Annotated in this window: 11 protein-coding genes; all 11 read right to left on the bottom strand. The window is 62.4% G+C overall.

What is annotated here, in order from left to right:
* Position 1: 1 nt before the first annotated feature.
* The 11 genes from KF827_RS06130 to KF827_RS06180 all read right to left on the bottom strand — a co-directional run bounded on the left by KF827_RS06130 (position 2) and on the right by KF827_RS06180 (position 13,492).
* Positions 2–481, bottom strand: a complete 480-nt coding sequence (locus KF827_RS06130) for a peptidylprolyl isomerase (RefSeq protein WP_291001945.1) — start codon at positions 479–481, stop codon at positions 2–4.
* 29 nt (positions 482–510) lie between these two features.
* Positions 511–1,008, bottom strand: coding sequence for a peptidylprolyl isomerase (locus KF827_RS06135; protein ID WP_291002100.1), 498 nt, complete (start codon positions 1,006–1,008; stop codon positions 511–513).
* Between the two features lie 107 nt (positions 1,009–1,115).
* Entirely contained in the window at positions 1,116–1,637 is a 522-nt protein-coding gene (gene coaD, locus KF827_RS06140) for a pantetheine-phosphate adenylyltransferase (RefSeq protein WP_291001948.1), read from the bottom strand.
* A complete protein-coding gene (gyrA, locus tag KF827_RS06145) occupies positions 1,634–4,378 on the bottom strand; it encodes a DNA gyrase subunit A (protein WP_291001950.1) in 2,745 nt (914 codons plus the stop codon). The genes coaD and gyrA overlap by 4 nt, the downstream gene beginning before the upstream one ends.
* 225 nt (positions 4,379–4,603) lie before the next feature.
* Positions 4,604–5,425 (bottom strand): inositol monophosphatase family protein, encoded by an 822-nt coding sequence (locus KF827_RS06150; protein ID WP_291001953.1) that lies wholly within the window; start codon positions 5,423–5,425, stop codon positions 4,604–4,606.
* Positions 5,418–6,653: a GTPase HflX gene (gene hflX, locus KF827_RS06155; protein WP_291002103.1), complete on the bottom strand. Its 1,236-nt coding sequence runs from the start codon at positions 6,651–6,653 to the stop codon at positions 5,418–5,420. The genes KF827_RS06150 and hflX overlap by 8 nt, the downstream gene beginning before the upstream one ends.
* 155 nt (positions 6,654–6,808) lie before the next feature.
* Positions 6,809–7,081 carry an RNA chaperone Hfq gene (gene hfq / locus KF827_RS06160; RefSeq protein ID WP_291001956.1) on the bottom strand — a complete coding sequence of 91 codons (273 nt, stop codon included), beginning with the start codon at positions 7,079–7,081 and terminating at the stop codon, positions 6,809–6,811.
* A gap of 191 nt (positions 7,082–7,272) precedes the next feature.
* Complete coding sequence (locus tag KF827_RS06165; RefSeq protein ID WP_291001959.1) at positions 7,273–8,175, bottom strand: D-amino-acid transaminase; 903 nt, start codon at positions 8,173–8,175, stop codon at positions 7,273–7,275.
* 17 nt (positions 8,176–8,192) lie between these two features.
* A complete protein-coding gene (gene trkA, locus KF827_RS06170; RefSeq protein WP_291001962.1) occupies positions 8,193–9,569 on the bottom strand; it encodes a Trk system potassium transporter TrkA in 1,377 nt (458 codons plus the stop codon).
* Between the two features lie 23 nt (positions 9,570–9,592).
* On the bottom strand, positions 9,593–10,987 hold the full coding sequence (locus KF827_RS06175) for a sigma-54 dependent transcriptional regulator (RefSeq protein WP_291001965.1): 1,395 nt from the start codon (positions 10,985–10,987) through the stop codon (positions 9,593–9,595).
* A gap of 6 nt (positions 10,988–10,993) precedes the next feature.
* A complete protein-coding gene (locus KF827_RS06180; protein WP_291001968.1) occupies positions 10,994–13,492 on the bottom strand; it encodes a PAS domain-containing sensor histidine kinase in 2,499 nt (832 codons plus the stop codon).
* Between the last annotated feature and the right edge of the window lie 56 nt (positions 13,493–13,548).

Raw genomic sequence — 13,548 nt, forward strand, 5'->3', positions numbered from 1 at the left:
ATCAAACGTCGGCGGCGACGCGCAGGGTGACGATCTTATCGGGATCGCTCACCTCGCCGTTGCGGGCCTGGCTGCCGCGCTTGATGGCATCCACGTGATCCATGCCGTCACTCACCTGGCCCCAGACAGTGTATTGCCGATCCAAGAAGCGCGCATCGTCGAAGCAGATGAAGAACTGGCTATCGCCGCTATTGGGATCTTGCGCACGCGCCATCGAGCAGGTGCCGCGCAGATGCGGTTCTTCATTGAATTCCGCCTTCAGCTTCTGCCCGGAACCGCCGGTGCCATTGCCGCGCGGGCAACCGGTCTGGGCCATGAAGCCGTCGATCACACGATGGAATTTCAGGCCATCGTAGAAATGTGCGCGCGCCAATTCCTTGATGCGGGCCACATGGTTTGGCGCCAGGTCGGGGCGCAGGGTGATGGTCACCCGGCCATCCTTCAATTCGAGATACAGCGTGTTTTCCAGATCGGCGGCCATTGGTCTTAGCTCCTAAAGATTGCGAGGGGTCAGGCCGCGTCAGCGGGACGCATGCGCTTGATACGGTCCGGGCCATCCACCCGGCCGCTTCCCGGCGCGCCCTTCTTGATACGGTCAACAAGGTCCATGCCGGATGTCACCTGGCCCCAGACGGTATATTGACCGTCCAGATGCGAGGCTGCGGCAAAGCAGATGAAAAACTGGCTGTCTGCACTATTGGGATCGCTGGTGCGCGCCATAGAGCAGGTGCCGCGCACATGGCGTTCGCGGCTGAATTCGGCATTCAGCTTGCGACCAGAACCGCCCGCTCCCGTGCCGGTAGGATCGCCGGTCTGGGCCATGAAGCCCGGGATCACGCGATGGAAAGCCGAGCCATCGTAAAAACCGCCGGCAGCCAGTTCCTTGATCCGCGCCACATGGTTGGGGGCCAGATCGGGCCGCAATTGAATGGTAACACGCCCCCAATCGAGATCGAGAAACAGCGTGTTTTTCGGATCGCTGGCCTGTGCCAGGCTTTCGCCCGGCAGCGTGGCGGCGGCGGCCAATGCGGCGGCGCTGGCCAGGATTTCCCGGCGATTGATTGCTGGATGATTGCTTCCAGGGCGATTGCTTCCAGGGCGGTTGATTTTGCGGCTCAAGACTTGTCTCCCGCCTTCAAAGCCGCCACGCGGGTGAGCAACCGTTCCGCCACGCGCGGCGACACGAAGGGCGCCACATCGCCGCCCAACATGCCAATTTCCTTAACCAGGCGCGAGGCGATGAATTGGTGGTTATCGGAAGCCATCAGAAACACGGTCTCGATCTCGGAATTCAGGCGGGCATTCATGCCCACCATCTGAAATTCGTATTCGAAATCCGATACCGCGCGCAGGCCGCGGATAATCATGCTGGCGCCCACTTCCATGGCGAAATGCATCAGCAGATTGGAAAACGGCTTCACCTCGAACTCGGTGGCGCCAGGCATCAGCGGGCCGATTTCCTCGCGCACCATGGCCACGCGTTCTTCCATGGAGAAGAGCGGGCCCTTGCCGGCATTCACCGCCACACCCACCACCAGCTTGTCCACCAGCTTGCCGGCGCGCTTGATGATGTCGTAATGGCCCTTGGTGACCGGATCGAACGTGCCTGGATACAGGCCGATCCTCTGCTTGATCATGCGTCTCCCTCCTCGGCACCCCCGGCTTCATCGCTGCCGGTTTCTTCGCCGCCCGCTTCATCGGCACTCGCTTCATCGGCACCGGCATCAGCCAGATGCGCAACAGAGGCGACCTTCTCTCCCTCACCCAGTTTAAACACGATGACGCCCTGGGTATTACGACCTGCGATACGAATATCGCTCACCGGGCAGCGGATCAACTGCCCACCATCGGTGACCAACATGATCTGATCGTCAGTCTTGACCGGGAAGGCGGCAGCAACATCGCCATTCTTCGCCGTGGCTTCGATATTGATGATGCCCGAACCGCCGCGGCCCGTCACACGATATTCATAGGCCGAGGTGCGTTTGCCATAACCCTTTTCGGTGACGGTGAGGATGGTCTGCTCTTTACCGAGCAATTCGCCAAACCTTTCGGCGGAAATCCCCTCCGGCAGCGTTACATCGGTTTCCCCGGCCTTTATCCGCTCCTGAGCGGATTTATACTTGCCAAAGGCGTCACGCTCTTCAGCGGTGGCTTCCACATGGCTGAGGATCGACATCGAGATCACCCGATCGCCATCGGCCAGCTTGATGCCACGCACGCCGGTGGACGAGCGGCTCTGGAAGCTGCGCACATCCGAAACCTCGAAACGAATGCACTTGCCCTGATGGGTGGCGAGCAGGATGTCGTCCTGGTCCGAACAGGGCCGCACTTCCACCAGGCGGTCGTCGGCATCTTCGCCTTCGAATTTCATGGCGATCTTGCCGCCGGCATTGATCGAGACGAAATCCGACAGGTCGTTGCGCCGCACATAGCCCTTGGCGGTGGCAAAGGCCACATGCAACTGGCTCCAGCTCGCTTCATCTTCAGGCAACGGCATCACCACGGCGATCTTCTCGCCGTCGGCCAGCGGCAGCAGGTTAACGAATGCCTTGCCGCGCGATTGCGGATTGCCCACCGGCAGGCGATAGACCTTCATCTTATAGACGCGGCCGATATTGGAGAAGAACAGCACCGGCTGATGCGTGTTGGCCACGAACATCTCGGTGACGAAATCTTCTTCCTTGGTGGCCATACCCGAGCGGCCTTTGCCGCCGCGCTTCTGCGTGCGATAGGTGGAAAGCGGCGTGCGCTTCACATAACCGGCATGGCTGACCGTCACCACCATGTCTTCACGCTGGATCAGGTCTTCGGCATCGGCCTCGAATTCCACATCCTGGATTTCGGTGCGGCGCGGCGTGGCGAAACGCTCGCGCACCGCCACCAATTCGCCGCGCAGCAAGCCCATCAGCTTCACGCGGTCGCCAAGGATAGACAGGTATTCGTTGATCTCGGCGGCCAGCTTGGCCATCTCCTCGGCGATTTCGTCACGGCCCAGGGCGGTCAGGCGTTGCAGGCGCAGATCCAGGATGGCGCGCGCCTGGGTTTCCGACAGGCGATAATGCCCATCTTCCACCCGATGGCTGGGATCGTCGATCAACGCGATCATCGAGGCCACATCGCTGGCGGGCCAGAGCCGCGTCATCAATTGTTCGCGCGCCGTGGCCGGATCGGGCGCGGCGCGGATCAGCGCAATCACTTCGTCGATATTGGCCACCGCAATGGCCAGGCCCACCAGCACATGGGCGCGGTCGCGCGCCTTGGCCAGCAGGAAACGCGTGCGGCGCTGGATCACGTCTTCGCGGAAATTCACGAAGGCAGCCAGCAACTGCTTCAGATTCAGCAATTCCGGCTTGCCGCCATTCAGCGCCAGCATATTGACGCCGAACGAGGTTTGCAGCGCCGAGAAGCGGTACAGCTGATTCAGCACGACTTCGCCCATGGCATCGCGCTTGATCTCGATCACCACGCGTACGCCATCGCGGTCGGATTCATCGCGGATGTCGGAGATGCCTTCGATGCGCTTGGCGCGCACCAGTTCGGCGATCTTCTCGATCATCGTCGCCTTGTTCACCTGGTAGGGGACTTCGGTGATGATGATCGCTTCGCGGTCTTTGCGGATTTCCTCAATCGTCGCGCGGCCGCGCATCACCACCGAGCCACGGCCGGTGTAAAGCGCGGATTTGGCACCGGCGCGCCCCAGGATGATGCCGCCGGTGGGGAAATCCGGGCCCGGCAGCAATTCCAGCAGGCGCTCCATGGTCACTTCTGGATCGTCGATATAGGCGCAGCAGGCGTCGATCACTTCGCCCAGGTTATGCGGCGGAATGTTGGTGGCCATACCCACCGCGATGCCGTTGGCGCCATTCACCAGCAGATTGGGAAATTGCGCCGGCAGAACGCTGGGTTCCTCGGTGCTGTCGTCGTAGTTGGGCTGAAAATCGACGGTGTCCTTGTCGATATCGGCCAGCATCGCCTCGGCGGATTTATCCAGGCGGATTTCGGTATAGCGCATGGCCGCCGGCGGATCGCCGTCCATCGAGCCGAAATTGCCCTGACCATCCAGCAGCATCAGCCGCATGGAGAAAGGCTGCGCCATACGCACCATGGCATCGTAGATCGACTGATCGCCATGCGGGTGATACTTACCCATCACATCGCCGACGATGCGGGCCGATTTGCGATAGGGTTTGTCGGAGGTATAGCCGCTTTCCTGCATCGCATAGAGGATACGGCGATGCACCGGCTTCAAGCCGTCGCGGGCATCGGGCAACGCGCGCGATACGATCACGCTCATGGCGTAACCGAGGTAGCTGCGCTGCATCTCCTGTTCGATGGAGATCGGCTGAATGTCGTGCGAAAGCGGCTGATCGGTCACGCGGGAAAAGTCCGATTCTGAATGGGCATTCTGGACAGGAGAAATGCGGGCTCCGTTGCCCGACTCCGACGGTTTTGACCGCAAGGGAATCAGGCTGCGAAATCTACCATGCGGGGGCTTGCCGGAGCAATGTGGCGGGGGCCTCCCGAAGCGGAATCCACTCGCGCCGGCACTTTAAAATATATCAATAAAAACAATACCTTGGAAAGGTAGTCGGAGTGGCCGTCAGGGATTGAATATCCCATCCCGCAGCCAGGCCCATTGTTCGGCCCCGCAGGCCGGCACCAGCGGGCTGCCCCAGGGCTTGTCGGCGGCACGATAGCGGCTGCCATCCAGGCGCATCGCCACCCCACCGGCTTCCTCGATCAGCAGGCAGCCAGCGGCGTGATCCCAGGGCAAGGCGCGGTTATACAGCGCAAAATGCATATGGCCTTCGGCGATGGCGATGTATTCCTGCCCGGCGCAGCGCAGGATCATCACGCTGGCCAGCTTGTCGGCGCGATGGCCGATGCGGGCAGCGAAATCGCGGTCGCCATAGCGGATATTCGGCGCGCCGGAAAGATGCGCCAGGCTGGGCGGCTTGGGCGTGACAAGCCTTCGGCGCGAGCCATCGGCCTCCAGCATCCAGGCGCCCTGCCCGCGTTCGGCGAGCGCGGTGATGCCGCGTAGCGGATCGTGGATCCAACTGGCCACCGCATCGCCATCCTTCACCAGACTGACCATCACGGCAAACAGCGCATTGCCCACGGCGAAATTGGCGGTGCCATCCACCGGATCGATCAACCAGACCATGCCCGGCTGCCGCAGCGCATCGGCGATTGCCGGATCGGCGCTGGTGGCCTCCTCGCCTACCACCAGCGAGCCCGACAGCAACCCTTGCAGGCGCGGGGTAAGCCAGGCTTCCGCCTCGCGGTCGGCAATCGTCACCAGATCATGCGGCCCGGTCTTGGCATCCACTTCATGCTGCTTGAGCTGGCGGAAGCGCGGCAGAATGGTTTCCCGCGCGGCCTGCACCAGCAAGGCATTGACGGCCTGTGCATCAATCATTGCCCATCCCCCGGCGTTTCTCCCAGCGCCCAACATCGCCCGGCGAAAGCGCCACCGCCAGATGCAGCACGCCTTCCGCCTCGCGCATGGCCTTCACCTCGCCATGGCGATGCAGCCAGGCCAGGCTGGCGCCATCGCTGGCCGGCAGGGTGATATCAAGCTGCACCTGGCTGCCCGCCAGTTCGCTATCGATACGTTGCAAAAGCCGGTCGCAACCACTGCCATCAAGGGCCGAAATCGCCATGGCGTCGGCCTGGCGCTCGATCTGGTTTTCCAGCATCTGGCGCTGCTCGGGCGCCAGGTTGTCGATCTTGTTCCAGGCTTCCAGGATGCGATGTCCGCCTTCCGGCGTTACCCCCAGCGTAGCCAGCACGCCGCGCACATCCTCGGCCTGGGCCGGATGATCGGGATGCGACATGTCGCGCACATGCAGCACAAGGTCGGCCGCCACCACTTCTTCCAGCGTGGCGCGGAACGCGGCCACAAGATGGGTCGGCAGATCGGAGATGAAGCCCACGGTATCGGACAGGATCACCTGCCGGCCCGAAGGCAGCTTCACCGCGCGCATGGTCGGGTCCAGGGTGGCGAACAGCAAATCCTTGGCAAAAACTTCCGCGCGGGTGAGCCGGTTGAACAAAGTGGATTTGCCGGCATTTGTGTAGCCCACCAGGGCCACCACCGGATACGGCACCTTCTGGCGCGCCCGGCGATGCAGGCCGCGGGTATTCACCACCTGCTCCAGCTCGGCCTTGATGCGGGTTATGCGCTCGCCGATGATCCGGCGGTCCATTTCCAATTGGCTTTCGCCAGGGCCGCCCAGAAAGCCGAAACCGCCGCGCTGGCGCTCCAGGTGGGTCCAGGATCGCACAAGGCGGGAGCGCTGATAGCTCAGATGCGCCAGCTCCACCTGCAGCCGGCCTTCCCGGGTGCGGGCACGGGCGCCGAAGATTTCTAAAATCAGGCCGGTGCGGTCGATCACCTTGGCCTTGAGATCGCGTTCCAGATTGCGCTGCTGCACCGGCGACACGGCGGCATCCACCACCACCACATCCAGCCGTCCGCCGGCCTCGCGGATGGCCTCGATACGTGCGGCCAGTTCCTCCACCTTGCCCTGGCCGATCAGCGTGGCCGGGCGCCAGGCGGAGACCGGCACCACCTCGGCATGGCAGATTTCCAACGCGATGGCGCGCGCCAGACCGGCGGCTTCCGCCAACCGGGCATCGGGCATGCGTTTGGCCTCGGCACCGGGCTTATCCGACGCCAAGGCAGCCGATGGCGGTGCGCGCCCGGCCTTGAGATAGGGATGGATCACCATCGCCTGCCCGGCGCCAGATTGGCCGGGAGGCGTGGTCGATACGGTATCGATCGCGGTCAAATCAGGCTTTAGTGACCCGCATCCGGTGCGGCACCGCCGCCGGCTTGCGAAGCCGGGTCAAAAAGCTGGATCGGGCCGGACGGCATCACGGTGGAGATCGCATGCTTGTAAACAAGCTGCATATGCCCATCGCGGCGCAGCAGCACCGAGAAATTATCGAACCAGCTGATGATACCCTGCAGCTTCACGCCATTGACCAGGAATACCGTGACGGGAGTCTTGGTCTTGCGGATGTGATTGAGGAAAACGTCTTGCACGTTCTGAGGTTTTTCGGCAGCCATCGTTGGGGCCTTTCTTTTTGTCGTTATCATTTGTTCGTCGCTCTATGGCGGGTTGCTTTGTTTGAGACGGATGCGGACCAATTGGAAACGGCCAAGACCTGACCATCCCTGCCACATCACAGGCATATATTTAGACTTTAATGATGGCAAAACAATGGCGCTTATCGCCGCAGGCAACGCCTTTTGCCGGCTTAAAGGCCAGATGGGGCGCGATAGCCGCTGCCAGACCGCGCACCACGCGCTTCGGATTCGGCGTAAGCCGCGTAAAGCGCACGCAATTTCGTGGCCAACAGGCCCGGCGCGGCATTGCCGATGGGGCGGCCGTCCAAACTTGTGATGGGCATCACGAAAGCGGTGGTTGAGGTTGTGAAGGCCTCGCGGGCGGCAAACACCTCCTCCGGCCGGAAGCGGCGCTCTTCCACTCTCAACCCCTCGGCCTCGGCCAGGGCCAGGATGGCGCCGCGGGTGATGCCGCTCAGGATCGACAAGCCCAGATCGCGTGTTACCAGCACGCCATCCTTGGTGACGATCCAGGCATTGGAGGAACTGCCCTCGGTGATGAAGCCATCCCGATCCACCAGAAAAGCCTCGAAAGCGCCCTGCTCGCGCGCCGCCTGCTTGGCCAGGGCAGCCGGCAACAAGGCCACCGTCTTGATATCGCAACGCGCCCAGCGCTGATCCGGCGCCAGGATGGCCGCCCCGCCCTGCGCCGCCTTGGCGGCCACGCGTTCCATGTCCACCGCTCTGGTGATCGCAACCACGCTGGGCCGGATGCCGGCTGGGAACGGAAAGTCGCGCCGCGCCGCACCGCGCGTGATCTGCAGGTAGATCGAGCCATCCTGCACGCGGTTGCGGCGGATGGTTTCATTCAACACCACCAATAGGGCGGCACGGCTCATCGGATGGGCAATGCGCAATTCATCCAGATTGCGCTCCAGCCGCTGCAAATGGCCCGCGCCATCCACCAAACGCCCGCCCAGAATGGCGATCACCTCGTAAATGCCATCGGCGAACTGGAAGCCGCGATCCTCCACATGCACCGCAGCCTTGGCGTAGGGCATATACCGGCCATTCACATAAACAACCCGCGACATCGCAGCAAACTCCACTCTCAAAAGAATTCCAAGCGGACGGAAAACAGCTTCTCCACCTTCTTCACCGCTTCCTTGCGCACGAACAGAATCATCCGGTCGCCGGCCTCGATCTCGATATCGGAGCGCACGATCAGGATATCGTCCTTGCGGATCAATGCGCCGATCATCAGGCCGGCCGGCAAATCCAACTCGCCGATCGGGCGGCCAAGCAGAGACGAGGAATCCACCGCCACCGCTTCCATCACCTCGGCAGCGCCATCGCGCAGGCTATGCACGCTGCGTATGCGCCCACGCCGCACATATTGCAGGATCGAGGAAACCGTGGTGGAGCGTGGGTTCACCACAACATCAACACCCAGCGAACCGATCAGATTTTCATAGGCCGGATTGTTTACCAACGTAATCGCACGCTGGCAGCCGGCCCGCTTGGCCAGCAGCGAAGCCAGGATATTCACCTCATCATCGTTGGTCAGCGCGATGATGGCTTCCGCCGACTGCACCTTGGCCTCGGTGAGGATATCCATATCCAGCGTATCGCCCTGGATCACCACGCTGCTCTTCAACTGACCGGCGACATATTCGGCGCGCGCCCTATTGCCTTCGATCAACTTCAGCTTCACGGCGGATTCCTGCGCTTCGATCTCGCGCGCCAGGAACAAGCCGATATTGCCGCCGCCGGCCAGCACAAGCCGCCGGGCCTCGCGCTCCTCATGGCCGAATAGCCGCATCGCGCGCGGCACATGATCTGTCACCGCCACGAAATAAATCTCATCGCCAGCCACCAACTGGTCGTCGCCTTCCGGCACGATCACCTCGTCGCCGCGCGCAATACCGCAAACATTGATCTCCAACCCGGGAAACAACTCGGTCAACTGCCGCAGCGGCGTGTTCAGCACCGGGCAATCCTCGGTCAACCGAACGCCGATCAAGCGCAACCGGTCGCCGGCAAAGGGGATCATGTCGAAAGCGCCGGGCGTCAAGATTCGGCGATGAATGGCTCGGGCCACTTCGATTTCCGGCGAGATGATATGGTCGATGGAAATATGCTCGCCATTGAACAGGTCAGACCATTCCGGCCGCAGATAGCTTTGCGCCCTGATGCGTGCGATCTTGGTTGGCACCTTGAACAGCGCATGCGCCACTTCGCAGGCGACCATGTTCACTTCATCGGCATAGGTGACCGCGATCAGCATGTCGGCATCGGCGGCGCCGGCCCTGTCGAGCAGATCGGGATGCGAGGCATGCCCCACAAGGGCGCGTAGATCATAGCTTTCGGCGAGCTTATGGGCCTGCTCGACCGATTGATCGATCACAGTGACTTCGTTGCCCTCGGCGGCCAATTGCCGCGCGATGGTGGTGCCGACCAGGCCGGCCCCGCAGACGATCACCTTCATGACGCTTCCCCAGCCGTAGCAGATCAGCCGTTGCGATCGAGATTTGCGACGCCCAATGCCTTCAACTTGCGATGCAGCGCCGAACGCTCCATGCCGATGAAGCCCGCCGTACGCGATACATTGCCGCCAAAGCGGGTGATCTGCGCCAGCAGATATTCGCGCTCGAACACCTCGCGCGCCTCACGCAGCGGCAGCGCCATCACTTCGGTCGTGGTTTCCGGCCGCAGCGCGATCGGCGGCGTAGCGCCCAGATCGGGCGGCAGCATATCGGCATGGATGGCGCCGCGTTGGTCGCCCGGCATCATGACCAGCAACCGCGCGATGGCATTGCGCAACTCGCGCACATTGCCTGGCCATTCCGCAGATTGCAGCGCCAGCAGCGCATCCTCTGCCAATTCGCGTTCCGACACGCCCTGGCGCTGAGCCTCCAGCTTGACGAAGAATTTCGCCAACAAAGGAATGTCGTCGCGCCGGTCGCGCAAGGCCGGCACTTTCAACGGCACGACATTCAGACGATGGAACAAATCCTGCCGGAACAGGCCCTGCGCCACCCGAGCGGAAAGATCATGGCTGGCGCCGCTGACAATGCGCACATCCACCTGCACGCGATTGCGGCCGCCAACGCGCTCGAAACTCTGTTCGGTGAGCACACGGAGAATCTTGGCCTGGGTTTCCAGCGGCATGTCGGCCACTTCATCCAGAAACAGCGTGCCGCCATGGGCTTCTTCCAGTACGCCCACGCGATGGTTGCGCCCGCCATTGCCGCCGGCCTCTTCCACACCGAACAATTCCGGTTCCATGCGGTCGGGTGTCATAGCTGCGGCATTCAGCACCACGAAGGGGCCGCCGGCACGGCGCGAGCGGGCATGCAACAGACGCGCGGCCAATTCCTTGCCCGAGCCGAGCGGACCGGAAATCAGCACGCGGCTGTTGCTGGGGGCCACGCGTTCGATGGCCTGGCGCAGGGCCTGGATCGGGGCGGACTGCCCCACCATCTCCGCCGGGCTGCCCGAGCGATGGCGTAATTCCTCGTTCTCGCGCTTCAGCCGCGCCTGTTCCAGGGCGCGTTCCACAAGCACCAGCAGGCGGTCGCTCTTGAACGGCTTCTCGATATAATCGTAGGCACCGCGCTTGATGGCGGATACGGCGGTTTCCACATTGCCATGGCCGGAAATGATAATCACCGGCACATTGGGGTGGTTGCGGGTAATGCGGTCGAGGATTTCCAGGCCATCCAGCTTGCTGCCCTGCAGCCAGATATCCAGGATCACCGCGCTTGGGCGGCGGGACTCAACCTCATGCAAGGCAGCATCGGAATCCGCCGCCATGCGGGTTTCATAGCCCTCATCCTCCAGAATGCCGCCGATCAGGTTGCGGATGTCGGCTTCATCATCGACGATCAGAATATCACGCGCCATGACGTATCAAGCCAATCGTCCGCCGCCAGCCTGCGCCACAGGCATATCCGTCCCTGCCGTCCGCATGTCGTTTCGCGCCTCTTCACCTAGCGTCTGATCAAGCATCCGGTCCGCATCTTGCGCTTGGCTTTCGCCGATGGCTGCGCGCTTCCCGCTCCCCGGCTCCGGATTGGTACCCGGCTCCGGATTGGTGCCTGGCTCCGGATCGACTATGCCTTTCGCGGCAATCGGCAGCTTGACTCGGGCCACGCTACCACTTTTCGCGTCGGGGGCAAACCGCCGGGCATCCTCCAGGGTGATGCCGCCGCCATGTTCTTCGATGATCTTTTTCACAATGGCAAGCCCCAGGCCGGTGCCCTTGGCCCGCGTGGTCACATAAGGCTCGAACAACCGGCCAGCCAGGCCCGGCGGCAGGCCGCGGCCGTTATCCATGATGCAAAGCTGGGCTTCGTTATCCACTTGGCGCAACTCGATCACGATATGGCCGGGCGGCAGGCTTTCGCCTTCCTCGGTTCCGGCCCTCTCGGCGCCGGGTTTCTCGCGGCCATCTATGGCATCGAGGGCATTTTGCAGCAGGTTGGTAAAAACCTGCGACAATTGCCGCGCATCGCAGCGCAGCGCCACGGGTTCGGCCGGCAGCCGGCTTTCAAATACCACATCGGCACGCGCCACCTGTTGCATGAATACCGCCTGGCGCACGATCTGGTTCAAATCCTCGTCGCGATAGACCGGGCGCGGCATACGGGCGAAAGCCGAGAACTCATCCACCATACGGCCGATATCGCCCACCTGGCGGATGATGGTGTCGGTGCATTGCGCGAAGATTTCCGGATCGGTGGTCACCTCGCGCAGGTATTTGCGTTTCAGTCGCTCGGCGGAAAGCTGGATCGGGGTCAGCGGGTTCTTGATTTCATGGGCGATGCGGCGGGCAATATCGGCCCAGGCGGCATTGCGCTGGGCGGCCACCAGCTCGGTCACATCATCGAAGGTGACCACATAGCCGAGCAATTCATTGCCGGTCATTTCGCGGGCTACACGCACCAGAAGGCTGCGCGGTACATCGCCGCGTTGCAGCATCACTTGGCCACGCGCCACCTGTTCGGTGGGGTTATCACGCACTTGCTGAAACAGCTCGGCCATTTCCGGTGCCGCTTCCACGAAAAGCCTGCCGGCCAGACTATCGAAATCGGTTTCCAGCAGCGCCAGCGCCGAAGGGTTGGGCAAGGTTACCCGGCCCACCATATCCACACCGATAACGCCGGCCGAAACGCCCGACAACACGGTTTCGGTGAAACGCCGGCGCTCGTCCAATTGCCGGTTGGCGGCAATCAGTTCGGCCTGCTGCACGCCAAGCTGTTCGGTCATGCGGTTGAACGCGCGGCCGAGATTACCCACCTCGTCGTCATCGGCACGTTCGCTCACCCGGGCATTCAGGTCGCCGGCGCTGATCCGCTCGGCAGCCGACACCACCTCGCCGATCGGCGTTACCAGCCGCGTGGCGATCAACAGGCTGAACCAGATCGCCAGCAGCAACAGCAGCAGCGAAACCAGCACGAACACAATGGCGAAATTCACCTCGATCTGCGAGCGGGTCTGTTCCAGCCGGGTATATTGCGCCGCCGCATCGCGGGTACGCTCCAGTTCCGCCGATACCCGGGGATCGATGAAACGACCGACATAAAGAAACAGGTCGAGATAGGCATCCAGCCGCACCAGTGCCCTGACACGGTCTTCGCTATCGGAATTGATGAAGATCAACTGCCCGGTGGTGGCATCCTGCAATAGCCGGTCGGTGAATTGATCGAGTTCGAACTGCATGCCGAAACGGGTCTGCGCCACGATCTCGCGGCTGGAGGTGAATACCATCGCTTCGCTCAGGCCGCGGAGCCGGGCCAGCGACAGCATAGCCTGTTGCAACAGCAGCGAATTGCGCGCCAGCCTTGGCGCCTCGCGGTTGAGATCGACAGCCATGCCGAGAATATCGGCGCGGATGGTCTTGCGATGCTCCTGCATATACGCCTCGGCCACCGCCACCGAGCCCTTAACGGCGCTGGTGACACGGTCGCTGAACCAGGTTTGCAGGCCGAGATTGAAAAACAACACGGCAAAGACCGACATCAGAATGGCCGGCGCCGAAGCCACCAGGGCAAACAGCAGCACGATACGCGCATGCAGGCGCGAGCCGGCAGCACCGCGACGACGCTGCACCCACAGCATGGTGGCACGCCGCGCAACAAGGCTGATCAACCCCAGCAGCACCACAAGGTCAGATAGCAGCAGCAACTGGGTCTGGCGCAGGGAAACTTCGGTGGCGCCCGGTGTCATCGCCACATAGGTGAGCACACCCATCACCAACGCGGTGCAGGCGGTGGCGATTTCCAGATACCGGATCAGCCGCACCCGCTGGGTCCAGGCGGTGAAACGCCGCCAGAGCACAGCCCGCCGGCTGGGCGCCTCGGCAGGATTGGGCATGACAGGACTATCGGCAACGGTTTCCCGGCTCATGGCGGCCAGTCTAGCCGATTCCGCCGGGCTTGCTAACGGTCAGGCCGGCGGCCTGA

Origin of the sequence: Ferrovibrio sp., from assembly GCF_019636075.1 — a bacterium.
Taxonomy (GTDB): Bacteria; Pseudomonadota; Alphaproteobacteria; order Ferrovibrionales; family Ferrovibrionaceae; genus Ferrovibrio.